Origin of the sequence: Trichococcus sp. K1Tr (assembly GCF_028309625.1) — a bacterium.
Classification (GTDB): domain Bacteria; phylum Bacillota; class Bacilli; order Lactobacillales; family Aerococcaceae; genus Trichococcus.
On the sequence record NZ_JAQMHR010000001.1, the window covers coordinates 184,909 to 207,824 of the forward strand.

Below are 22,916 nucleotides of genomic sequence, written 5' to 3' on the forward strand. Positions count from 1 at the left end.
AAAACCGGCAGGGTGCACTTTATTTAATTTGATGGGATTTACAATCCCATATCTTTTTTCATTTGCTCAAGCTCATCTTCGACAGATGCCGAGCCTTGACTGGCGTATTTTTCTTCCAGCGCTTTCGCTTCATCGATCGGTGTCATGTTCAGCTCGGACATCGCATTCGCTTCGTCCAACATTTTGTCGGCTTTTTCTTCCATGCGTTCGAAGGAGGTCATGGCACCTTTCGTGCTGGCGATGGAATCTGTCGCTTTGTTGAGTGTTTCCTGGGTTTTGGCGACTGCCATCTTGGATTTGATCATTTCGCGGCGGGATTTGAGCGTTTCGATGTCGGTTGCCAATTTATCATGCATCTGGCGCATCTTGACGGCATTTTCATGAGCCGAGGCGTATGAAGTCGCCAATCCTGCACCGACATTTTCCAATTCTTGCTTTTTGGTCAGGAAGATGCGGGCGTCGTTCTCGTTGCCGGCTTCCAAGGCTTTTTTGGCATAATCGGTGTATTTGATGACTTCCGCCTGGTTTTCATCGACTAAACGCTTGGTCCGGGTCTCTTCCGCCATGACGCCGGCTGTGCTTCTTTTGACCTCGGCCAAATCTTCCATCATGTCGCGCAGGTATTGGTCGATCATTTTGGCCGGATTTTCCATTTTGTCGATCAAAGCATTGATGTTCGCACTGATGATATCCGAGAATCTTTCCAGTATTGCCATTTCAGTTTCCTCCTCATGGGTTCGTGTCTTCCTTGGTTTCTTCTTCTGCCTGCGGGGTAGGGCTGGTATCGACTTGCTGCGGGACATCGGCCTCATATTTTTTCGTGAGTTCTTCCGCCTCGGTGTTGCCGAACGTATCCAACGGCGTCTTCAGAATTTCTTCGGTTTGCTGCGCCTCCAGATTCTTTTGTTTTTTTGCATGCCGCCACCACAAGAACAGAAGGGCGAGCAGGATGACGACACCGAAAATAATCAGAATGGCAATCCATGGGGACCGTGTGACTTCCATGATGCGATCAGCTGAATCCCGGAATGCGTCGCTGAAAAATTCTTCATCCGTTCTGTTGTCATCATAATAGTAGGAATCGATGTAATCAAGCAAGACATCTCCAGCCTCGGTATCGATGACAGTCGCAGCCTGCGTACCGACCACATAATAATCCATATACATGCTGGATTGATATTCGAAGAAGACCAACAGCAGATGGGCTTCGTCTGCAAATAGTTCATCATACTTTTCGTTCGCGAAGCTTTCCAAATCCTCCATCGAAGGATTCGTCGACCCGTTGATGTCATCCGTCAAGTACAGATAGGGTTGCACGCCGGTTTTTTCGTAGAAATGCCTCATCCCCGAGGTCAGCTCAGAGCGGTTCCCGATCCAACCGATCGTGTCTGTGTAATAATCCGTTTCCGTGACCGAACCATCCGGAAGAGGCTCCCGTTCCACAGTCGAAAGGGTGATTTCGTTGTTCCCACCCGACCCGGAAAGGGAAGATCCCGAATTGAAAGAGAAAATCAAACCGAAAACAATAGCCAGAATGATCACAACCAATGCGATCGTACCGCAGCCTAAACCGCAGCCCGGAGCACCTCTGAAACCGCCGCCGGAATAATTGGGACCGCCGGATGAGGGTCCTCTGATAATGGGTCCACTCCGGAAAATCGGACCGCTTGAACCGGAACGGGGGATATTAAACCCACCGCCTCCGAAAGATCCGCCCCGGCCTCCGCGACCGCTTTTACTGCCGCCGAAGGAACCGCCTCCAAAAGAACTGCCGCGACCACCACTGCTACGGCCTCCGCCACCACGACTCCCGCCGAAAGAACCACCACCTCCCCGTGATCCGCCACCGCCTCCTCTTGCCATACATACACCTCCTTGAGTACTTATTCGCCTCATCAAAGTCAATCTATCATAGTGCGTAAGCGCTGTCAATTTAAAGCCATTGGATAAATATGACAACACTTACAGCCCTCAGAAAAATCCATGTCAGATTTTCTGACGAATAATGTAACGATATCATCGACAAAATCAAAAAGAAACGGTAAGATATTCTTACATAGAGTCAACAAATTGTGTTAATTGTACGGCAAACTGCATCAGGAACAACCTGTTGCGGGAAAATGCGGAAGGGGTGGGCCAAGTGAAGTTGACCGAAGGAACAGAAATAGACGATTTTTTATTTTTGACGAAGAATGGGAATTGTGAAAGTTTCCGATCTCAGCTGAAACGTGATTTCACTGCGGTGATTTTCCTGAGACATCTGGGCTGCGGCATGAGTCAGTTGGACATGCTGAAATACCGGGATGCCTATCATTTCCTCAAAGATCAGGGGATCGAGATCATGATGGTGATACAAGGTGCAGAAGCCGCTGTTTCCGAAAGAACAGCAAAAATGAAAATCCCATATACCGTCATAGCAGATCCTGACCAGTCCTTGTATGAACACTTTGATATCCCTTCATCGGATTCGATGCGCAATCTTGTTTACGGCGTCTCCGAAGAAAAACTGCTGGAATTCGAATACTATGGGATCGAATGTCAACGTTTTGAGGGGAATGAACTGCAACTGCAAGCGACAATCGTTGTCGATAGAAAAGGGCAAGTGGTTTTAAGCCATTACTCCGAAAACATAAGCGACGTGCCATCTCCATCAGAATTGTACCAAATGCTGCAGGCTGTGCCTGTAAGAAGCTGAAAATAATAAACAGAAGCGAATGCGACCATTTCCCTGGAGAAGGAAAGGGCACATCCGCTTTTTTATTGTCTAACCTCCAAACGCTATCATTCGTCCAATCAGCTCCCAAGGTGGTAATATATAGGTGTAAACGACACTGGTAGCCTGTCTGGAGCGAGGAGTGGATGGTACTATGAAAAACGTAACAGTCAACAGATTGAAATTGGAGCAATTTTTGCTGGTTCTGAAAGAAAGGGTGGCTCCGGAATACAAGAGTCAAACGGAACAAGATATCCTGACCTTCATGGAAGAAATCGTAACCGAGCAAAGAAAAAACGTGAATTATGATGATTTGATCAGGAAGGTTCAGTCCTGTTCAGGTTGTAATCGTGCTTATCTGGAAGCTGGGCTCGACATCCGTATGAACAAATTTCCCCATGGCTCTTTAGCCGAACTGGTCCTCAACAGCGTGGATACGGATGATTATCTCACATTGCTGGAAATCGAAAATCCTACTGCTTCAGATTTGGAATTTCTTGAGGAAGTCAAAGAAAAGCTTTTTGCGTATTTCGATTGACAACTATACTATAATGTTTGTTCAGGCTTATCTGTGATTCGGGCGGGATTTTATCCCGTTCGTGCAGCCCAGATAAGCCGATTTGTATTTCAGGCCCATACTAAGACCCGTTCGTTATATGGAAGCTCCCATTACTCAAGCCAAATGATCCAAATACCAGTGCAAACCTTCCTGTGCCTTAAGATTCCTTCAATCGCGGCTCAATAACTTCAATCAGCTGGCCCTTCAACAATAATTATCTGCTGCGGCCTGATTATGTTCATGTCAATCTAATCCATAAATGCTTGTAATGGCTGACTGTCCAGCTGATTATTTTGTTGGATTGCCGGCATTTATGGCTTGATTACCCCTGAAGCAACGAATCCAACGGATGAACATGAAAAATAATGTTTTTGTTGCCAATAATTATCAATAGATAACCTGAGGCGATTTTGGACCTATAAAAACCTGAAAAACGGGGGGTTAAGACCGCATCAGATCGTATCCGGGAAAATCCTATATTCTAGTTTACATAATATATATTATACGAAGTTAAATATAAAAGTGATAAGAAACAGCAATAATCAAATTCATCCTGATCACACCGCATAAAAATAGCAAAATTGCGAAATGATCATTCTTATCGCAATTTTGCTACATTATGTTAATTATTCGTTATTTTAACTTATTCCGTGCCAACTTCATCATGCATCGAATCAATCGCTGCATACAAGATTTCTTCCGCAATCAAATCTTTTGACCGCACCGAAATTTGGATCGGTTCTTTATCCGCTTGGTAAATGATCACTTCGTTTGTATCTTTGTTGAATCCTGCATATTCTTTTGAAACGTCGTTCGCTACGATCATGTCCGCGTTTTTGCGTTTCAGCTTGTCCAGCGCATAATGTTCGACTTCATGCGTTTCAGCCGCAAAACCGATCAAAAATTGACCCGTTTTTCTTTTCCCGAGTTCAGCTAGGATATCCATGGTTTTCTCCAAAACCAACGTCAAATCCTCGTTCGTTTTCTTGATTTTGACTGACGCTTGCGTTTTGGGCCTGTAATCTGATACAGCAGCTGCCATGATGACCATGTCGATATTGTGAAATTTATCTAAAACTGCCGTTGCCATTTCTTCGGACGATTGTACGGATATTGGTTCGACCCCAAACGGAATCGGCAACAGATTCGTTGCGGTTACCAATGTCACTTCAGCGCCTAAGTCACGGGCGGCTTTCGCCAAACTGTAGCCCATTTTGCCGGAAGAATCATTGGTGATGAATCTGACCGGGTCTATGCGCTCTTTTGTTCCTCCCGCTGTGATGAGCACCTTTTTGCCTTTCAAAGGCAGTTCTTTGGCGTTATTCAGAACGACTAGCTGCGCTGCCTCCACAATTTTATCCGGTTCAGGCATGCGCCCTTTGCCTTCATATCCTTCAGCCAAAAAGCCTGTGTCAGGTTCCATGATTTCATAGCCGTAACTTTTCAGAGCTTCCATATTCCGGACTGTAGCCGGATTCTCCAGCATATGCTGGTTCATGGCTGGCACGATCAGCCGTGGAGCCGTCGTAGCCAATAGCGCTGTCGACACAAAATCATCGGCAATGCCGTTCGCCATTTTGGCGATGATGTTTGCTGTTGCCGGCGCTACGACGGCAAGCTCAGTCCAATCCGCCAAATGGATATGGCTGACGAACTGTGCATCTTTTTCATCGAATGTGTCTGTGTAGACGTCGTGCTTGCTCAATACCTGGAATGTCAACGGCGTGACGAATTCCTGGGCCGAAGCGGTCATCGCGACTTTAACTTCGGCGCCCGCTTTGATGAATTTTCTGACGAGATCGGCTGCTTTATAGACTGCAATGCCGCCCGTTACATAGATGGTTACTTTCTTGTTTGTTAACAAATTATACGCCCCGCTTACATTCGACTATTTTCCTTGCTTGTTGCCCTCTTGGCTAGCGATGAAGGCTCTTGCCCGGCTGATGAATTCTTTCAGCACTTTGATCCGGGCATATTCTTTTTGGGTCCCTTCGACAATGATCCACGGAGCATCTTTCGTGTCCGTCCTAGCGACCATTTCGTTCATTGCTTTTTCGTATTGCTCGAATTTTTCGTGGTTTCGCCAATCCTCGTCGGTCAGCTTGTGATTCTTCTCCGGGTCGTTTTCCCGGTCTTTGAAGCGTCGTTTTTGCTCTTCTTTGTCGATCACAATCAGGAATTTAATGATCAACAAGCCATCATGGACCAAGTTGTGTTCCATTTCATTGATTTCATCATAGGCAGCGGCCCAGCGGTGCTCTGGCGTGAAACCTTCCACCCGTTCAACCAATACGCGGCCGTACCAGCTTCTGTCATAAATGGTCATCTTTCCTTTTACCGGGAAAGTCTGATAGAAGCGCCAAAGATAGTTATACCGGCTCTCGTTTTCCGTAGGTGCGGCTGTCGTGGCGACATCATAACTGCGGGGATCGATCAACCTTGTCAATCTGCTGATTGCGCCACCCTTGCCGGCTGCATCCGTCCCTTCGAACACAAGGATACACGGGATCTTTTTCAGCCACATTTCGTAGACCAATTCACCCGCTTCTTCCTGCAGTTTCGCTAGCTGCGCTTCATACTCTTCTTCCGTTATGGAAGCTTTCAAATCGATTTTAGCCAGTGGCTTTTCCTTCAGGCCGGAACGTATCGGCGCCGGTGGTTTCTTTTCAGTTTGCTCGAGGTGGCTCTTCAAAGTGCTGCTCGCGATGCTTATCGCTTCTCGGGAAGCGTCTTTCAGATCCTCTGAAGAAATCACGTGCCACGGAGATGACTCGAAATTTGTCATTTCCAAAATTTTGTCGAAGTGTTTCAAATATTTAGTGTATTTTTTAAGTTGTTTTTCATCGTCTTTCGTGATGAGGAATTCTCTGTACGGATCTTCTTTCAGTTTCGCAATCCGTTTTTCCATCGTGTTTTCCGAGTGGTGAAGAAACAGTTTCAGGACAATTGTGTTGTCGGCAACCAGCATCCGCTCCAGAAAACTGATATAGCCGAGGTGATGTTCCAGGCGTTCATCCTTCACTTTCAGATCGTTCATAAGTTCAGAATAGAAACTCCGATCAAAAAAAGCAATCCTTCCTTTTCCGGGCAAATCCCGTGCGAAGCGCCACAAAAACGGACGCTCTGCATAATCGTCCAAGGCATCATCGAAGACGCTTACTTCGAAAAAACGCGGGTCCAATTCCCTCGTCAGATCCTTCAATATATGCCCTTTACCTGAGGATTCCCAGCCGTCGACGATGATCAGCATGGATGAATCGCTATCGACCAGTTTTCTTTGCAAAGCGGCCAATTCACTGCCGAGTTCGGACCTTTTTGTGCCGGATAATGTCGTGTTTTTTTTGTCAAAATCGAAATCTTTTAACATACGCTACGCCACCTTTTCTGCTTTTCACTATTTTATCACAAAACAGACTGATGCAAAGGGATACGGATTAGCTGCCGATTAAAGCAAAGGTTCTGAAGGTAATAATTATTCTGCGTACGGGACAACTTCCAGCGTGATGTGATTATAGTCGCCGATGATTTTTGAAACAGGACAGCGTTTGTGGGCTGATTGCGCAAGTTTCTCGACATCTGCCAACTCCATGCCTTCGACCGAAATAAACGCCTTCAAATCGAAATAAAAACCTTTTCCGTCTTCTTCCCTGCAGAAATCGACATGGACCTCCGCTTTGCTTCTCGCCTCGGCTTTCCTCGCTTTAAGCAAAGACTCTATTGTAGCATTCAAGCAAGTAGACCATGATAATCCGAATAATTGTTCCGGATTGAAGCCGGCTAAATCCTTCAACGGGTCTGAAGTTTGCAAGGATTCCCCATCCGAAACAGATACGGTCCCGTTCAATCCCTCATCATTGATGATTTCCGTATGATATAACGATTTGTTCATTTTTAAAAAGTCCCCTTTCCAGTCACAAAAATTGTTGCTGCTTTCCTCTATCTTAACATGATTCACCGCATTTGGCTGAAAAAAAACAGCACCGGATATCCCCTAAAGGGAAATCTGGTGCTGTCGGATGTTGCGTGATTAAGCGGTGATCAACTGTTCAAGCAAATCGGGTCTGAAGCCGAAAAACGGCTCCACGCCATCAAAGACGACTACAGGCAAAGATTGGAAACCCAACTCTTTGACTTCCGCTAGGGCCACTTCGGATTCCTGGATGTCTTTGATTTCATAACGGATGCTGTTATCATCCAAAAATTTCTTTGTGAAATTGCACTGCATGCAATTCGGTTTCGTATATACTGTGACATTCTTGTTAGACATAATAGTTTCCCCCATTGGTTATCCGATAAGAATTTTCTTTTCGAATAAAGCTTATGGATACATCATACAGTATTATTTTGTAAAAAACAAACCATATATAGTGATTCGGAACGTGAATAATCAGTCCAGATCGATGGAAAGTTCCTGAGCAGCTGCGGAAGCTTTAAGTTTTTCATAGATAAAATTCATGCTTGGCGGGAAGAAAAGCATGCTGAGGATGGTCCCTTCACGCACAGTGATGGCCGTGTCAGTTGAGAATGCGATCAGCAATGCGGATGCGATCAACAGCACGTCGACCATTTGGCGAACTTTCCCGAAGTTAAGGCCAAAACGATTACTGAAGGCCATACAAGCGCCCTCCAACGGCATATTGATGTAATTCAAAGCCATCATCGATCCGACACCGATTGCGGCTATGATGCCCCCTAAAATGACCATCGCAATCTTCACCCAGTATTGATCGATCGCTACGCCGGAAAATACCGTATAAAGCATCAGGTTCATCACTTGGCCGAGGATCAATGTGACAGGAATCTGAAACAATTGTCTGAGCGAAAAATCTTTTTTCATTAATAGCCATTGGATCACGACACATATGACATTCAGGATGATTGCCAGCGTTCCGATTTTGATGCCGGAAAGTTGGTTGATGCTCATGTTAAGGGCTTCGTAGGCACCCACGCCCACGTTGGCTTTCACCGTGATGCTCGCACCGATAGCGGTTATGATGACCGCAACGATGACCAATAACATGTTTTTTAAATGTTTCGTCATTTTTTCACCTATCCATTCATTATTCTGCTAAGTCATTATAAAGAAATAAGCAACGAATTGCAATTCGTTGCTTACTCCGGATCTTCTATTTATTTTGAGTAGACGACTTTTCCGTCCACTAGTGTATAAAGCGTTTCGCCTTTTACTTTCCAGCCGGTGAATGGTGTATTTGTCGCTTTCGAAAGGAAGTCTTCGCTGCGGATTTCGTATTCGTTGGCCAAGTCGAAGATGGCGATGTCCGCTTGGGAGCCAATATCCAGTGTTCCTGACTCCATACCGAACAATGCTGCTGGCTTGATGGTCATCCAATCAACCAGTTGTTTCAAGGTGAAGACGCCGCCTAAGACGAAGTTGGAATACATCAGTTGGAAAGCAGTCTCGATGCCGACGATGCCGAATGGAGCGCCGACCATACCGCCTTGTTTCTCTTCTTCGCCGTGCGGTGCATGATCAGTTGCGATGCAGTCGATTGTGCCATCCAACAAACCTTCGATCAAGGCTGCACGGTCTTCAGCGCCGCGCAACGGCGGATTCATTTTGTAGATGGCAGTATCCGTTGGGATCGAACCATCGATCAGGATCAGGTGATGCGGTGCTACTTCGGCAGTGACATGGATCCCAGCGCGTTTGGCATCACGGATGACGCGCACGCTCTCTTTCGTGGAAACATGGCAGACATGGTAATGACAGCCTGTCGCTTCCGCCAAAAGCACGTCGCGGGCGATTTGGGTCGATTCCGTCACACTCAAGATGCCCGGCAGATCCAATTCGTCGGAACGGGTGCCTTTATGCATCACGCCTCCGAACAACAGCGAATCGTCTTCTGTATGCGCAACAAGAGCGACATTATTCTTTGCGGCTTCCTTCATCGCCAAATACATCGTTCCAGCTGTTTGGACACCTACACCATCGTTAGTGAAAGCGAAAGCGCCGGCTTCCAATAATTGCTTCTGATCGGTCAGGACATCACTGCGCAAGTTCTCGGTGATGGGCGCGTACTGCTTGACTTTGATGATGGCTGTGTCTTTGATCAGCTGTTGGATTGCAGCGAATTTATCTGCTGTGTCCGGAACTGGATTCAGGTTCGGCATCGCGCAGACAGTTGTGAAACCTCCGCGAGCAGCTGCTTGTGTTCCTGTTTCAATTGTCTCTTTATAGGTGAATCCTGGCTCGCGCAAATGTACGTGCACGTCGATCAATCCTGGAGTGACCAAACCACCCTTGGCATCGATGACTGTCGCATCCTTAGCCGTTCCTTGCAGATCCTGGCCGATTGCGGCAATTTTATCGTCTTTCACATATATCTCTACAGGAATAAGTTCCTCTTTTTGACCCAACATTTTCGCATTTTTTATCCAAACTGACATGTTATCCCTCCACTGGTGAATTGTTATTGTTATACGTTCGTCGTTCTTCCGTTTACGATGGCTTCCAATATGGCCATTCTGGCAAAGACGCCATTTTTCATTTGCGTCACGATCCGTGAGCGGCGGCATTCCACTAGGCTGTCCGCCAATTCCACATCGCGGTTGACAGGAGCGGGATGCATGATGATGGCTGTTTCCTTCATGCGTGCTTCCCGAGCGACAGTCAGTCCGAATTGATCCAGGTACTCTGCTTTTGTATAGCGCATTGCTTTACCGCCATGGCGTTCCGTCTGGACGCGGAGCAGCATCATGACATCGACTTCTCCGATGATGTCATCAATGTCCATGTGCGTGCCGTATTGGTCGAAAGTAGGATCGTACCACTCTTCCGGACCCGTGAAATAGACGGTTGCTCCAAGTCGTTGCAGCATCTGCATGTTTGTTTTGGCGACGCGCGAGTGCGACAAGTCGCCGCAGATGGCCACCTTCACACCGCTGAATGTATGGAACTCTTCGTAGATCGTCAACAGGTCAAGCAAGCACTGGCTCGGATGCTGGCCAGCGCCGTCTCCGCCGTTCACGATGGACGCGGTAACCCCTGGGCTTTCGATCAACTCTTTGTAGTAGGCTTCTGCACTGTGGCGGATAACGACCACATCGACACCGATCGCCGATAAGGTCAGGACTGTGTCATAAAGCGTTTCGCCTTTGGTGACGCTGCTGGTCGAAGTGTCAAAACTGATGACTTTCATCCCCAACTTATGTTCCGCCATTTCGAAACTTTTGTGTGTGCGTGTGCTATTCTCGAAAAACAAGTTCGAAGCGTAGATTCCCTCAGTCAAAGTCCTGTCAGGTTGGACGCCGCTTTTGAATTCGGATGCGCGCATGATCAGCGACATGATTTCCAGATTCGTGAGTTCCTCGACACTTACAAAGTTTTTTAATGCGATCTGATTTGTTGTCTGCATCATTTTAAAGCCCTCCAATTAGTTTTTTTGTGAATGGAGGCAAAAAGAACCCGAAGAATTTGTAAGCTCTTCGGGTTCTAGGCCAGCCGCTCCCGGATTTGGATACAGAGCGGCCATCTAGTGACCTTGCGGGCCTCACAGGACCCCCTTAAAGTCTCACATTCGCTATTAAATTGTGCGATAGGATAAATCTCCAGAAAAAAAGCCCATGGTCAAAGAGACAATGGGCATAAAGTCATGATGAAGGCGCAGTACGCCTGATATGCTCCTTAGTAGTCTCTCTGGACTCTCGTTAAAGGAAATTCATTCTGTTGCTAAAATAATAACGCGCATAGACACTTTTGTCAATGATGACTAAACGGATGTTGTGTTTTTTCGCAATCAAGCAAGAAACATTTCCTTCAGCCTATACGTATCGGCTTGGAACGGTCATCATGTCCGATGAAGTCCGTTTCCCATACCGGGAACCCATACCGTGAAGCATAGACACGGCACACAGCCAGAAAAGCAGCCGTTTTTCCATCCAAAGCCAATTGCGTGAATTGCCCGATGAGCATACCATTGATTTTTTCGAACGCGCCCAATTGTTCCAGTTGCGCCAACCCGCTGCACATCGCTTCGTATCTGCCGCCTGCCGATTCGAGGACCAACACTTTATTTTCCAATTCCGGCCAATAAGGGGTCCCTGCCAGCTTCAGGAAACAGCGTAGATTCCCGCCTGCAAAAACTGCCGAAGATTGCTCAGAGGTACTGTTTCCGCTTATTTCGAACGTGCTGGTCCAGTCTGCGTCATTACCGCTGGATAAATCACGGAGGGCTTGTGTTTGGAATGCTTCCTCCCGGCTCACGAGCACTTTGGGATTATAGAGGATATTTGGGATGCCGGTTTTGGCTTGGATCGCATTTACGATCACGGAATTATCGCTGTAGCCGAAATAAGGCTTGGGATTGCTTTTGATGATCCCGAAATCGAGATGAGGCAATATTTCGTTTGCCAAATCCCCGCCGGATAAGTCAAATATCGCTTTTACGCTCGCGTTGGAGTAAAGGGACAACAAAGCCCCTGCACGGGATGCAGGGGCCTCGGTTTGCTGTGTCTCTTTATCCAGGAAAAGTACGTCACTCATTACGGTCTCAAGGCCAAAATCATTCTTGAGTTTCCGGCTTAGTGATGACACAATTTCCAACGAGCGATCATTATTCGTCAATCCGTTCGAACAGCTGATGAAGCCGATCGCATCTCCCGGATGCCACATAAAGATCACTACCTTTCTGTCAGACCAAGATATCTTGGATGGATAATTCCTGAAGTTCAGCAAACACTTTTTCGGGCGTCAATGTTTTCTTCGTTTCAGCGTCGTAATCGTTCATGATTTGACCGTGATGCAGCACCAGCATACGATTGCCGTACTGGATGGCATCTTGGAGGTTATGGGTGATCATGATGCTGGTAAGGTTGTTGTCGACCACTTGTTGATTCGTCAATTCCAGAACCAATTTAGCCGTTTTCGGATCCAATGCTGCTGTATGTTCGTCAAGCAGCAGGATATCCGGTCTTTTCATCGTTGCCATCAGCAGAGCGATCGCTTGTCTCTGACCACCGGACAAGAGCCCGATTTCTGAGCCCATCCGGTTTTCCAGGCCTAAGCCCAATTTTTTCAGTTCCTCTTTGAAGAATGCTTTTTCTTCATGCGAAGTCCCGAAGCGCAGCGTCCGTTTTTGGCCTCTGCGGTATGCCAAGGATAAATTCTCCTGCACCGTCATCCGTGGGGCGGTACCCATTTTTGGATCCTGGAAGACCCGGCTGATGTAAGGCGCCCGTTTGTCTTCTTTGAAGAAGGTAACATTTTGTCCGTTCACGATGATATCGCCTGTATCAGGCAGGAAGTTTCCGGAAATGGCGTTCAACAAGGTTGATTTGCCGGCACCGTTGCCTCCGACCAAAGTGATGAAATCGCCTTGTCTGACCGTCAGATTGACGTCCTGCAGTGCGTTGACCTGATTGGGCGAACCAGGGTAGAACGTTTTGGAGACATGTGACATCGTCAACATCGCTTCCTGATTAGTCATTTCGCTTCACCTTCTTTCGCAATGAGTACATATAGTAGGTTTCCTTGATTTTCGGCAACGCCAAGAAGAATGTCAACAATACAGCTGAAATCAACTTGAAGTCATTCGGGTTCATGCCGGCTTCCAATACCATGACCATGATCAAGCGGTACAGGACAGAACCGAGCATCAGGCAAACCAACCGCATCTTGAAAGAGACATTCGTGAACAATACTTCACCGATGATGATCGAAGCAAGACCGATGACGATTGTTCCGATACCCATACTGATGTCGGCGTAGCCGTTATCCTGGGCGATGATGGATCCCGCCAAAGCGACGATCCCGTTCGAAATCATCAAGCCGACGATTTTCATCGTGTTCGTGGAAATACCCAATGAGCGGGCCATTGCTTCGTTGTCACCCGTTGCGATGACAGCTTGACCGAATTCCGTTTTGAAAAAGATGACGTAGAGCCCGATGATCAGGACGACTACCAGCAAGCCCAACATAATCGTGTCGAAATGTCTGGGAAGATTCATATTTTCGAAAACCGTGAAAATCGTATTCTTGCCCAACAGACTGATGTTTGCTCTTCCCATCACGCGCAGGTTGATGGAATAGAGGCCGGTCATCGTCAGAATACCTGCCAAAAGGCTGGGAATCTGCAGTTTTGTGATCAGAAAACCAGTGATCAGTCCGGCTGAACTGCCGGCAATGATGGCAAATATAATCGCGATATAAGGATTTGCCCCTAATGTGATGGCTTGTACAGCCACAGCTGCACCGAGGGGAAACGCCCCCTCGGTTGTCATGTCGGCCAAATCCAAAATGCGGAAACTTACAAATAAACCAAGTGCCAGAATACTCCAAAGCAAACCTTGGGAGACGGCGGAAATAATCATGTTCATTAAATCTACTCTCCTTCTCCTACAAAGATGGCATTTTGTGCGACATCATCGGGAATCGTGATGCCCAATTGGTCGGCTTTCGCTTGATTGATGACCAGTTGAATGCCAGTCGCGTATTGTACTGGGTAAGTAGCGGGATCTGCTCCAGCCAGGATATCAGCCGCCACAGCACCAGTCTGGGTACCCAATGCATATTGATTCAAACCGATAGTCGCCAATCCACCTTCTTCAACCATCGTGTCCACAGCGGGGAATACCGGGATGTTGTAAGAATCCGCAACCGGGATCAATGTCGCTAATCCGCTTGCGATTGTGTTGTCTGTCGGTACGTAGATGGCATCCACTTCGGAAGCAAGGCTTTCAGCGACCTGCGCGATGTCATTCGTTGAAGTGACTGTTTTCGTGACTGTCTTCAAGCCTAATGAAGCAGCAATTTCTTCAGCCTCTTTAGCGGAACTGATTGAATTGTCCTCTGCGGATGAGTAAAGGATACCGATTGTTTTGGCGTCAGGAAGCAATTGTTGAATCAAAACAAATTGATCGCGGGCCGGGGTTTTGTCGCTGACGCCGGTGATGTTGCCGCCTGGTTTTTCCATTGACTCCACAAGGCTGGCAGCCACCGGATCCGTGATGGCTCCCAAAATGATTGGAATATCGCTGGATGCGTTCGCCAAAGCTTGTGCTGCAGGGGTAGCGATGCCGATCATGATATCCGCGTCATTCGAAACGAACCGCTCCGCTATCGACTGCATATTTGACTGGTCGCCTTGCGCATTCTGGAAATCGATCGTTGCCGTTTCACCATCCACATAGCCGGCTTCTTCCAATTGGTCGATGATGCCTTCCCCGATCTGATCGAGTGCCGGGTGGGTAGTCAATTGCATGATGCCAATGTAAGGCAAATCCGGATTGATGCTGTCGGTGGAGCTTGCAGCGGAACCGTCCGAAGAGGTGTCCGAATTATTGGCATCCGAATTGCCGCATGCCATCAATACTGTCGCTGCCATTAGGGCCAAGATACTTGCGCGTGCTCTGAATAATTTTTTCATTTCTGATTCCTCCAATTTTTCTGCTTCTTATTCTGTAAAAAGGTGATAAAAAAAGCCGCCATCTGAACCAAGTATGGCGGCTGAATACAGAAAACGCCACACAGACCGATATTGTCTATGTGGCGGCTTAAATATCTTTAGTAATCCACATAGATACTGTTCAGATGCTTCATCTGAGGCTGTATCTACGGACAATCAATACGTCACAAAGAACAACCTACTCCACGTGGCTTTGCCAATCGAAAAAATTCAATTTGGAAACGCGAGTATATGCAGACATGCTTGATTGCTCCTTTTTGATTGATAATTTAATAGTAACCAATGCGAAAAATAAAGTCAAGAGTTGGATTAGAAAAAGATGAGGTATTCTCATATAACCTTCCGCTTCCTTTCCGCAAAACAAAAAGCATGAACAAGGAACTACCTTGTGATCATGCTTTTTCGCTTTGATCATCCCAAAAAAACTTCGGGGGAAGTCCACATTGGCTTTCAAAATGATTTCACCTATTCTGCGTATACGTGTAATCGAAGGGTGCTGAATAAAGGATGGATATGCATTGAATAATGGCAGTATACGTTTGCTGATGAAGCTTATGAAAAATTGAGCAAAACACCATACTTTGCAATCTTGTTGATTCATCCATTACGTACTCCATTCCCCCAAGGTTATCCTCATCACCATGCCCAGCAATGAGATTTTTAATAAGCGACAAGCCCCAAGTTGAGTTGTCGCGATGGATTCAGTTTGGATATCACAAGCCTTTTCTTCTGCAACACCGCATGACGCGTAGTTGATGACTTTCTGCTGGTGCTTATGAATGAACAGCAGGCCCCCATTATGATGGGCTCCAATCACAGTGGTGCTGACATTCAAAAAACACAACGGCAAGCAAGTTGCAACCGCTTCCATGTTTCGATTACTTCCTTAGTATAAGTCACCTTCGTTTTAAAAGCAACATTTTTATGTAAAATTGTTATCTTATTTATTTTTGAGTGTAAAGACCCATGTAATCCCCGTCCTAAAATAATTTCCAGTCGTGTAAATTGATGGAATGAACTTCCAAAATCGTTCACCAAGGATCCCAGGGTAAAACACTAAAAATACCTATGTATAAGCATTTCATCATACTATATTTACACTCTGTTCACGAGGACTTTACATTTTTTGAATGAGATATCCGACACAACTTGCATTGTTGTTTATTAAAAATTGGCAAACTCTGAAAATTAAATATAATGTCATTATGTTGATTGTTCACTTGGGAAACTAACAGTATTTTGTTTTCATCCACCCCCCCTCCCGAATTTTAGCAGCAACTGGAGCCCCTCGTCGAATTGATACTGTTTTTGTTTTAAAATCGCTCGTTTGGAACATGTGTTTATTTATAAATCTACTTGTTTTGGAAATATAAAAGTAAAAACCCGAATATTTTTGCATGTTTCTTCTTTATTCTGATATTATACGAACTAAAAAAACTTATGTTTGTGTATTTTGTTCGTTTTTAGGTTTGAATATTGCCTTCTTGCATGCCGTTTTGGGTATCTGCCATCCGGTGAATGACACTCTAGATACATACCAAGTGCGTCTTCCCTTATGGTTTGCACCAAAATATGACACAGAGAAGAAACACGCCAGACGCCGGAGATGATATGGTATAATGAAAGGCGTATATTGACATGTACTAGGAGGTGTTCTCATGTCTTTTGATGGTGTATTTACACGTGCCATGGTCAAGGAATTGAACCGCGACCTGGAAAACGGCAGGATCAGTAAGGTCTATCAGCCGTTCCAGCACGAAATTATTCTTACCATACGAGCCAATCGGAAAAACAAACGGGTATTGCTGTCAGCTCACCCATCCTACGCTCGGATACAAGTAATCAATGATAACTTATCCAACCCCGATTCAGCGCCCAATTTCTGTATGGTGCTGCGCAAAAATCTGGAGGGTGCCTACATCGAAGACATCAAACAATTGGGCAACGACCGGATCATCATTTTCTCGTTCCGGAATTTCGATGAACTCGGTGACCAGCGCCAGATGGAATTGATCATCGAATTGATGGGTCGCCACAGCAACATCTTTCTGATCGATAAGCAAACCAGGATGATCATCGATTGTCTGAAGCATGTGCCGTTTTACCAAAACAGTTTCCGGCCGCTGCATCCAGGCGTCGCCTATCAGTTGCCGCCCCATCAGGACAAAGCGAACCCTTTTGAGATGGAAAAGGAGGAACTGGCATCTGTCGCAGCCACATTCAGCGATGAATTACCGCTGTTCAAATCATTTCAAGGAGCTTTTCAGGGCTTAGGTAGCGATTCCGCAATGGAAATCAGCTACTACACGGAGCAAGATGGATTATCTGCAGCGGATGCGATTATCGCATTTAAACAACAGTTGGAAACAGCTATCCCTACATTGACCGAGGAATCCGCGAAGAAACAACATTTTACCCCCTTCCCGTTCCGGAGTCTTCCGGGAGAAAAAAGGCATTACGACAGCCTCAGCGAATTGTTGGACGCCTACTATGATGAAAAAGCATCCCGGGACCGCATCAACCAAGTGGCTTCCGAGTTGCTCCATATCGTCAACACGGAACGCAAGAAGAATCAGCTGAAGCTGAAGAAGCTGGACCAAACGCTGTTGGAGACGGAAAAAGCTGATGTCTACCGGATCAAGGGAGAGATCTTGACGGCCTATCTTCATCAAATGAAAAAAGGCGATATGGAAGTGACGCTCAACAACTTCTACGATGATGAGAATCCGATCACGATTGCTTTGAATCCAGCGCTGACCCCTTCCCAGAATGCCCAAAAATACTTTTCCAAATATCAGAAGCTCACCACTGCCGTCGCATACGTGAATGAGCAGGTCGAACATACCCATGCGGAGAACGAATATTTGGAATCCATCGAAACGCTGATCCAACTCTCCGACCCGCAGGACTTGGAGGACATAAAGGACGAGCTGCGCGAATCTGGATATTTGAAGAAAAAGTACAAAGGTAAACAGAAAAAACACAAAACCAGCAAGCCCCACAAATTCCTGTCATCGGACGGCACGACCATCCTGATCGGAAAGAACAATGTGCAGAACGACCAGCTGACGCTGAAGACGGCAAAAAAATCGGATATTTGGCTTCATACGAAAAACATACCCGGTTCGCATGTCATCATCGAAAGCAATCACCCTTCCGAGGAGACGCTCTTTGAAGCGGCGACCTTGGCCGCTTATTATTCCAAGTTCCAGAATTCTTCGAACGTCCCTGTCGACTACGTTGCGGTCAAGAACATCCGCAAACCAAATGGCGCGAAACCCGGCTTCGTCATCTACGAAGGACAAAAAACCCTTTATGTAACGCCGGATAAGGAACTGGTCCGGACGCTGAAGGCCGATTGAGAGCAGGTTACCGTTGCATCGCAAGATCAACAATACAAAGTCCGCTTCTCCTAAAGCGTGCAAAGAGGCCCGAGAAATATTTCTCGGGCCTCTTCATATACCTGCGCGATTTTCGTATTTGTGCTGTGCGGATCGTCGGGCTGCCTCTAAATGAGGCAGTCATTTTTTTTGCATCCGGTTTCCGTTCAGAATGTGTTGATAATGTTCCCCAGAAGATTGGCTCACCGATCGACATCATTATGTCCTTTTTCTTTTTGAACTGGAGGGTATGCCCAAACCCATGCGGTATTTCGCCACCGTCCTGCGGGAGATATCGATCCCCTGCGCGGTGAAATGATCGGCAATCATCTGGTCGGAAACCGGCTTTGCCTTTTCTTCGCGGCCGATCATTTCCTTTATTTCGGTTTCGATGACGATGGATGAGATGGCTACCTGATCCCCGTCATCCTCTTTCATAAAACCGCTCCGGAAGAAAAAGCGCAATTCAAAGATGCCTTTCGGGGTCGCCATGTATTTATCGTTCACGACCCGGCTCACCGTCGAAATACTCAGGTCCGTCAGTTTGGCGATGTTTTTCATCGTCATAGGCTTCATCGATGAGACTTTTTCCAAGAAATAATCCGCCTGCAGCTGCAGGATGGCTTCCGTTATTTTGATGACGTTCTGTGTCCGTTGGAGAACACACTGCTGGATCCAGGAAATTTCTTTCTTTTTTTCTTCCAGATAACGTTTCATATCTTTATCCGCCAATGCCAACAATTCACTGTAATAGTCTTCGTTGAACGCAACCGATGGCAGGCCGCTTTGATTGAACGAGACGTCCAGTGTATTGTCCTCGACTATGGCTACATGGATGTCCGGTTCGATGAAGACCGTCTCCTCGAATGTGGTCTCCCACTGCAGCTTCGTCTTCAGCTTGCTCATGTAGGTGATGATTTCGATCAGTTCGTCATGGTCGATCTCTTCGGCGTCCGTAATCGACTCCAAGCGATAGGTAGACAGCTCCTTGAAATAATTTTCCAGTATGTAATAAGCCAGCGGGGGCGACTGTTCGTCCCTTTCGGTCTGCAGCATCAGAAACTCCTGCAGGTCGCGGGCACCGACACCGGGAGGATCCAACTGCTGCAACAGCGTCAAGGCGTCCAACACTTCCGTATCCTCGGCCGAAGTTGCCTCCGCAACCTCTTCCAGCTTGATATCCAAATAACCGTCATCGGTCACATATCGGATGAGGAACAGCACCAACTGCCTGAGCGGCGTGTTTTTCATGTTCAAATAAATTTGTTCATGCAGAAAATCATAGAGCGACTGATTTTTGCTTTCCATCCGCTCATACCAGGGCGTCTGATTATCCGCTGTGTAAACATTGGAGACAGCCACACTGCCTGTGCCCGATTCCCGCTTTTTGATGTCCATCAAGGGATTCCCCAATGCCTTGTCATCAATGTAGGCGGAAAGTTCCGACATGGGCATCTGCAAAATGTGCAATGCCTGTCGCAGCTGCTGCGTCATCCGGATCGATTGTTGCTGCGTTTGTTTCAGTTGGAATTCCTGCTTCGCCATCATTTTCACCTCTTTTCGTCCTTGTCAAAAAACATATGCAAACAGTATACCACCATTAGAGCGCTTACTTGCAAAAAATTAATGAGAAACCCCCGCAAACAAGATTCAAGCTCTTGTTTGCGGGGGTTTCTCATTATATTCATTTTAACGTGAGTTTAGCCCTTGAACCAGTTCTCAGGGTCTTTGCTCCAGTCTTTCAACAAATCCAGTTCAGCTTCGGAGATGTAGTTTGTTTCATGGGCAACTTCCAGCAGTGTGCTGTAGTTGGATAAGGTGTCGATCGCTAAACCGGCATCGGCGAAGTTTTTCGTTCCTTTAGCCAATTCATAAGTGAAGATGGCGACGCAGCCTAATACGTTTGCGCCTTCCAGTTCAGCTGCTTTGGAAGCTTCGATGACGCTGCCGCCTGTGGAAATCAAGTCCTCGACTACGACCATTTTTTGGCCTTCGGTGATTTTGCCTTCGATTTTGCGGCCTGTTCCGTGGTCTTTCGCTTTGCTGCGAATATAGACCATCGGCAAGTCCAAAATGTCAGCGATCCAAGCTGCGTGCGGAATGCCTGCAGTCGCAGTTCCAGCAATCACTTCTGCATCCGGATATTTCTCTTTGATCAGATCAGCCAATCCTTGCGCGATCTGTTTGCGCACAGCCGGGAAGCTCATAGTCACGCGGTTGTCGCAGTAGATCGGGCTTCTCAAGCCAGATGCCCAAGTAAAAGGGTCTTGCGGGCTTAAGCTCACTGCTTTGATATCCAATAATGATTTTGCTACTTCTTTTGCTATCGTCATTTTATTCCGCTCCATTCCATTGGTTCTTGATTTCGTGATAGGCTGCAACCGGATCGGCTGCTTGGGTGATCGGACGACCGACAACGATGAAGCTTGAGCCGATTTCTCTTGCGCGGCCTGGTGTAGCGACGCGCTTCTGATCCCCAACCGCACTGCCGGCTGGACGGATACCCGGTGTCAAGCAGATGAAGTCTTCGTTCGTGTGGTCCTTGATCATGCGCGCTTCCCATGCGGAACAGACGACGCCGTCGAGTCCGGATTTGCAGGTAAGGTCTGCGTAATGCAGGACGCTCTCCTGCAAGCTGACTTTGATCAACTGCTCCGACTGCATCGCTTCTTCGGAAGTGGAAGTCAATTGCGTGACCGCGATCAGTTTCGGAACGGCGCTTCCTGCCGGCGTGCCGGCAATCAGGCCTTCTTTAGCGGCTTTCATCATTTCCGAACCGCCTGCTGCATGGACATTGACCATATCGATATCCAAAGCGGCCAAGCCTTTCATGGCGCGGTGCACAGTGTTCGGGATGTCATGCAATTTCAGGTCCAGGAAGATTTCGTGGCCCATTTCCTTGATCTTTTTCACGATTTCCGCTCCGTGTTGGTAATACAGTTCCATACCCACTTTTACGTAAAGCGACTCATCTTTGAATAACAAAAGGAAGTTCTTGATTTCTTCGCTCGTTGAAAAGTCCAACGCTATTATCGGTTTATCGTTCATTGAGGATGCCTTCTCTCACTTCATTGATTAATTCCTGCAGGCTGTTGATGCCCAATTCGTCCATGCGTTGTGGAAGCTGTTCGATCAGTTTCGGGCAAACGAAGGGATCGGTGAAGTTGGCCATGCCGACGCCGACTGCGCTTGCTCCAGCCATGAACATTTCCAGCACATCATCCACCGTATAGACGCCGCCCATCCCGATGATCGGAATATTGACTGCGCGCGCCACTTGATAGATCATGCGGATCGCTACCGGTTTGATGGCAGGACCGGAAAGTCCGCCCGTCTTGTTGGCGATGACCGGTTTGCGCGTGTGCAAATCGATGCGCATGCCCACCAAAGTGTTGATCATCGAAATGCCGTCCGCTCCGGCCGCTTCAACCGCTTTGGCGATCTCAACGATATCCGTAACGTTCGGTGATAATTTGACGTAAACCGGAACGGTTGCGCCTTCTTTGGCCGCACGCGTGACGGCAGCTGCCATCTCCGGATCGGTGCCGAACTGCAGCCCGCCTTTGTGGACGTTCGGGCAAGAAATATTCAATTCGATCGCTTTGACGTTCGGTGATTGGGAAACTGCTTTGCAGACTTGGTAATAATCATCGACTGTGTTTCCGGCAACGTTCGAAATCAAAGGCACATCGTATTTTTCAAGCGCCGTGTGCTTCTGTGCAACAACAACCTCAACACCTGGGTTCTGCAAGCCGATGGCATTCAGCATGCCGGATGGCGTTTCCGCCAAACGCGGCGTAGGATTGCCTCTGCGGGGCTCCAGCGTCGTCGCTTTCGTCATGATGGCGCCCAACAGGCTCAAGTCGTAGAACTTGCCGTAATCCTCGCCGAAACCGAAACATCCGCTTGCAGGGATGATCGGGTTTTTTAATTCCAAACCGGGTAAACTGACTGCTAATCGATTCATAATACTATCTCCTCTGCTCTGAAGACCGGTCCTTCGACACAGACTCTGTAATTATCGTAAGCTGATGTGCTGTTTTTCTTGTCGCAGACGCAACCATAGCAGGCTCCGATACCGCAGGCCATGCGCTCTTCCAGCGAAAGGTAAGTTTTGCTCGGGTCGAATGTCTTCGCTACCGCCACCAACAAGCCTTTCGGACCGCAAGCGAAGACTGCGTCCGGAACAAAGCCGTCCAGTTCATCGAAGTATTGCGTCACGAAGCCTTGCTTGCCGTAGCTGCCGTCATCCGTCGCGATGTTCACTTTGCCGAATGCCGCGAATTCTTCCTCATAGAAGACTTCCTCTTTGTTTTTGAAACCGAAGCAGCTCACCACATTGACGCCTTTCGCATGCAATTGTTTCGCCAATTCATAAAGCGGAGGAACGCCGATGCCGCCACCGATCAGCAGAGCATTCTGACCTTCTTCGAGCATATCGATCGGATAACCGTTGCCCAATGGCCCCAGGATATCCAATTCGTCGCCTGCCGTAAGCTGGCTGATGATTGTGGTGCCTTTTCCTTCGGTACGGTAGATAATGACGCATTCTTGCTTTTCGGCATCGATTGAAGCGATGCTGATGGGGCGTCTCAAAAGCAGTTCATCCCCTGGGACACGGATATGCAAAAACTGATCCGGTGCTCCCATCTCATTCACTAATGCACCTTTCAGGCGCAATTCGAAGATATCTTTTGCGATTTCTGTCTGACTGACGACTGTCATCATAGCTTGACTCATAATTATTTTCCTCCTTAATTTTGACAAAATAAGGTGATCTAAAAAAATGCGATGGAGCAAGCTTCAAAGCAAATTCTTCTGTGTCTCTCGGGACACAGTTA

22 protein-coding genes are annotated in these 22,916 nt (G+C 47.2%); 3 read left to right on the forward strand and 19 right to left on the reverse strand.

Translation table 11 applies throughout. From position 1 onward, the window contains the following. Positions 1-38: 38 nt before the first annotated feature. Together PH235_RS00920 and PH235_RS00925 are read right to left on the reverse strand one after the other, a co-directional pair. Positions 39-716, reverse strand: a complete 678-nt coding sequence (locus tag PH235_RS00920) for a PspA/IM30 family protein (protein WP_272160608.1) — start codon at positions 714-716, stop codon at positions 39-41. A 13-nt stretch (positions 717-729) separates the two neighbouring features. Continuing rightward, entirely contained in the window at positions 730-1,863 is a 1,134-nt protein-coding gene (locus PH235_RS00925; RefSeq protein ID WP_272160609.1) for a hypothetical protein, read from the reverse strand. 277 nt (positions 1,864-2,140) lie between these two features. Here PH235_RS00925 and PH235_RS00930 point away from each other — a divergent pair, with 277 nt between their 5' ends. Beyond that, on the forward strand, positions 2,141-2,695 hold the full coding sequence (locus tag PH235_RS00930; protein WP_160117098.1) for a redoxin domain-containing protein: 555 nt from the start codon (positions 2,141-2,143) through the stop codon (positions 2,693-2,695). A gap of 172 nt (positions 2,696-2,867) precedes the next feature. Continuing rightward, the gene (locus PH235_RS00935; protein ID WP_272160611.1) at positions 2,868-3,251 is read left to right on the forward strand and encodes a hypothetical protein; all 384 of its coding nucleotides are present in this window, start codon (positions 2,868-2,870) and stop codon (positions 3,249-3,251) included. Between the two features lie 664 nt (positions 3,252-3,915). Here the strand turns inward: PH235_RS00935 and coaBC are convergent. The 12 genes from coaBC to PH235_RS00995 all read right to left on the reverse strand — a co-directional run bounded on the left by coaBC (position 3,916) and on the right by PH235_RS00995 (position 15,566). After that, on the reverse strand, positions 3,916-5,136 hold the full coding sequence (gene coaBC, locus PH235_RS00940) for a bifunctional phosphopantothenoylcysteine decarboxylase/phosphopantothenate--cysteine ligase CoaBC (protein ID WP_272160612.1): 1,221 nt from the start codon (positions 5,134-5,136) through the stop codon (positions 3,916-3,918). 24 nt (positions 5,137-5,160) lie between these two features. Next, positions 5,161-6,639, reverse strand: a complete 1,479-nt coding sequence (locus tag PH235_RS00945; RefSeq protein ID WP_272160614.1) for a phosphate:AMP phosphotransferase — start codon at positions 6,637-6,639, stop codon at positions 5,161-5,163. 105 nt (positions 6,640-6,744) lie between these two features. Beyond that, complete coding sequence (locus PH235_RS00950) at positions 6,745-7,161, reverse strand: OsmC family protein (protein WP_272160615.1); 417 nt, start codon at positions 7,159-7,161, stop codon at positions 6,745-6,747. Between the two features lie 138 nt (positions 7,162-7,299). Next, complete coding sequence (gene nrdH / locus PH235_RS00955; RefSeq protein ID WP_068559518.1) at positions 7,300-7,539, reverse strand: glutaredoxin-like protein NrdH; 240 nt, start codon at positions 7,537-7,539, stop codon at positions 7,300-7,302. A 120-nt stretch (positions 7,540-7,659) separates the two neighbouring features. Next, entirely contained in the window at positions 7,660-8,313 is a 654-nt protein-coding gene (locus tag PH235_RS00960) for a YczE/YyaS/YitT family protein (protein WP_272160618.1), read from the reverse strand. An 89-nt stretch (positions 8,314-8,402) separates the two neighbouring features. Beyond that, positions 8,403-9,680, reverse strand: a complete 1,278-nt coding sequence (locus tag PH235_RS00965) for a dihydroorotase (RefSeq protein ID WP_272160619.1) — start codon at positions 9,678-9,680, stop codon at positions 8,403-8,405. 29 nt (positions 9,681-9,709) lie between these two features. After that, positions 9,710-10,651, reverse strand: coding sequence for an aspartate carbamoyltransferase catalytic subunit (locus PH235_RS00970; protein WP_272160621.1), 942 nt, complete (start codon positions 10,649-10,651; stop codon positions 9,710-9,712). 398 nt (positions 10,652-11,049) lie between these two features. Beyond that, positions 11,050-11,904: an LD-carboxypeptidase gene (locus tag PH235_RS00975; protein ID WP_272160623.1), complete on the reverse strand. Its 855-nt coding sequence runs from the start codon at positions 11,902-11,904 to the stop codon at positions 11,050-11,052. A 19-nt stretch (positions 11,905-11,923) separates the two neighbouring features. Then, on the reverse strand, positions 11,924-12,718 hold the full coding sequence (locus PH235_RS00980) for an ABC transporter ATP-binding protein (protein ID WP_272160624.1): 795 nt from the start codon (positions 12,716-12,718) through the stop codon (positions 11,924-11,926). Further along, positions 12,711-13,607, reverse strand: a complete 897-nt coding sequence (locus tag PH235_RS00985) for an ABC transporter permease (RefSeq protein ID WP_272160626.1) — start codon at positions 13,605-13,607, stop codon at positions 12,711-12,713. The genes PH235_RS00980 and PH235_RS00985 overlap by 8 nt, the downstream gene beginning before the upstream one ends. Before the next feature lie 5 nt (positions 13,608-13,612). Next, positions 13,613-14,656 carry a tryptophan ABC transporter substrate-binding protein gene (gene trpX / locus PH235_RS00990; protein WP_272160628.1) on the reverse strand — a complete coding sequence of 348 codons (1,044 nt, stop codon included), beginning with the start codon at positions 14,654-14,656 and terminating at the stop codon, positions 13,613-13,615. A 643-nt stretch (positions 14,657-15,299) separates the two neighbouring features. Further along, positions 15,300-15,566, reverse strand: a complete 267-nt coding sequence (locus PH235_RS00995) for a hypothetical protein (RefSeq protein ID WP_272160629.1) — start codon at positions 15,564-15,566, stop codon at positions 15,300-15,302. 787 nt (positions 15,567-16,353) lie between these two features. Between PH235_RS00995 and PH235_RS01000 the strand changes: the two genes are divergently transcribed. After that, positions 16,354-18,057, forward strand: coding sequence for an NFACT RNA binding domain-containing protein (locus tag PH235_RS01000; RefSeq protein WP_272160631.1), 1,704 nt, complete (start codon positions 16,354-16,356; stop codon positions 18,055-18,057). A 237-nt stretch (positions 18,058-18,294) separates the two neighbouring features. Here PH235_RS01000 and rpoN read toward each other — a convergent pair whose 3' ends face one another. From rpoN to PH235_RS01025, 5 genes are all read right to left on the reverse strand, one after another. Next, a complete protein-coding gene (rpoN, locus tag PH235_RS01005; RefSeq protein ID WP_272160633.1) occupies positions 18,295-19,623 on the reverse strand; it encodes an RNA polymerase factor sigma-54 in 1,329 nt (442 codons plus the stop codon). Positions 19,624-19,775: 152 nt separating this feature from the next. Then, entirely contained in the window at positions 19,776-20,408 is a 633-nt protein-coding gene (pyrE, locus tag PH235_RS01010; RefSeq protein WP_106449535.1) for an orotate phosphoribosyltransferase, read from the reverse strand. A gap of 1 nt (position 20,409) precedes the next feature. Continuing rightward, positions 20,410-21,123: an orotidine-5'-phosphate decarboxylase gene (gene pyrF / locus PH235_RS01015; protein WP_272160636.1), complete on the reverse strand. Its 714-nt coding sequence runs from the start codon at positions 21,121-21,123 to the stop codon at positions 20,410-20,412. Then, positions 21,113-22,042, reverse strand: coding sequence for a dihydroorotate dehydrogenase (locus tag PH235_RS01020; RefSeq protein WP_272160637.1), 930 nt, complete (start codon positions 22,040-22,042; stop codon positions 21,113-21,115). The genes pyrF and PH235_RS01020 overlap by 11 nt, the downstream gene beginning before the upstream one ends. Further along, positions 22,039-22,815, reverse strand: coding sequence for a dihydroorotate dehydrogenase electron transfer subunit (locus PH235_RS01025; protein ID WP_272160638.1), 777 nt, complete (start codon positions 22,813-22,815; stop codon positions 22,039-22,041). Before PH235_RS01025 ends, PH235_RS01020 begins: the two co-directional genes overlap by 4 nt. Positions 22,816-22,916: the final 101 nt, after the last annotated feature.

Bases quoted from the DNA above. Each gene is read 5' to 3' on its own strand.
- PH235_RS00920 (WP_272160608.1), bottom strand. From the start codon at position 716: ATGGCAATACTGGAAAGATTCTCGGATATCATCAGTGCGAACATCAAT.
- PH235_RS00925 (WP_272160609.1), bottom strand. From the start codon at position 1,863: ATGGCAAGAGGAGGCGGTGGCGGATCACGGGGAGGTGGTGGTTCTTTC.
- PH235_RS00935 (WP_272160611.1), top strand. From the start codon at position 2,868: ATGAAAAACGTAACAGTCAACAGATTGAAATTGGAGCAATTTTTGCTG.
- PH235_RS00945 (WP_272160614.1), bottom strand. From the start codon at position 6,639: ATGTTAAAAGATTTCGATTTTGACAAAAAAAACACGACATTATCCGGC.
- PH235_RS00950 (WP_272160615.1), bottom strand. From the start codon at position 7,161: ATGAACAAATCGTTATATCATACGGAAATCATCAATGATGAGGGATTG.
- nrdH (WP_068559518.1), bottom strand. From the start codon at position 7,539: ATGTCTAACAAGAATGTCACAGTATATACGAAACCGAATTGCATGCAG.
- PH235_RS00960 (WP_272160618.1), bottom strand. From the start codon at position 8,313: ATGACGAAACATTTAAAAAACATGTTATTGGTCATCGTTGCGGTCATC.
- PH235_RS00965 (WP_272160619.1), bottom strand. From the start codon at position 9,680: ATGTCAGTTTGGATAAAAAATGCGAAAATGTTGGGTCAAAAAGAGGAA.
- PH235_RS00970 (WP_272160621.1), bottom strand. From the start codon at position 10,651: ATGATGCAGACAACAAATCAGATCGCATTAAAAAACTTTGTAAGTGTC.
- PH235_RS00975 (WP_272160623.1), bottom strand. From the start codon at position 11,904: ATGTGGCATCCGGGAGATGCGATCGGCTTCATCAGCTGTTCGAACGGA.
- PH235_RS00980 (WP_272160624.1), bottom strand. From the start codon at position 12,718: ATGACTAATCAGGAAGCGATGTTGACGATGTCACATGTCTCCAAAACG.
- PH235_RS00985 (WP_272160626.1), bottom strand. From the start codon at position 13,607: ATGAACATGATTATTTCCGCCGTCTCCCAAGGTTTGCTTTGGAGTATT.
- trpX (WP_272160628.1), bottom strand. From the start codon at position 14,656: ATGAAAAAATTATTCAGAGCACGCGCAAGTATCTTGGCCCTAATGGCA.
- PH235_RS00995 (WP_272160629.1), bottom strand. From the start codon at position 15,566: ATGGAAGCGGTTGCAACTTGCTTGCCGTTGTGTTTTTTGAATGTCAGC.
- PH235_RS01000 (WP_272160631.1), top strand. From the start codon at position 16,354: ATGTCTTTTGATGGTGTATTTACACGTGCCATGGTCAAGGAATTGAAC.
- rpoN (WP_272160633.1), bottom strand. From the start codon at position 19,623: ATGATGGCGAAGCAGGAATTCCAACTGAAACAAACGCAGCAACAATCG.
- pyrE (WP_106449535.1), bottom strand. From the start codon at position 20,408: ATGACGATAGCAAAAGAAGTAGCAAAATCATTATTGGATATCAAAGCA.
- pyrF (WP_272160636.1), bottom strand. From the start codon at position 21,123: ATGAACGATAAACCGATAATAGCGTTGGACTTTTCAACGAGCGAAGAA.
- PH235_RS01020 (WP_272160637.1), bottom strand. From the start codon at position 22,042: ATGAATCGATTAGCAGTCAGTTTACCCGGTTTGGAATTAAAAAACCCG.
- PH235_RS01025 (WP_272160638.1), bottom strand. From the start codon at position 22,815: ATGAGTCAAGCTATGATGACAGTCGTCAGTCAGACAGAAATCGCAAAA.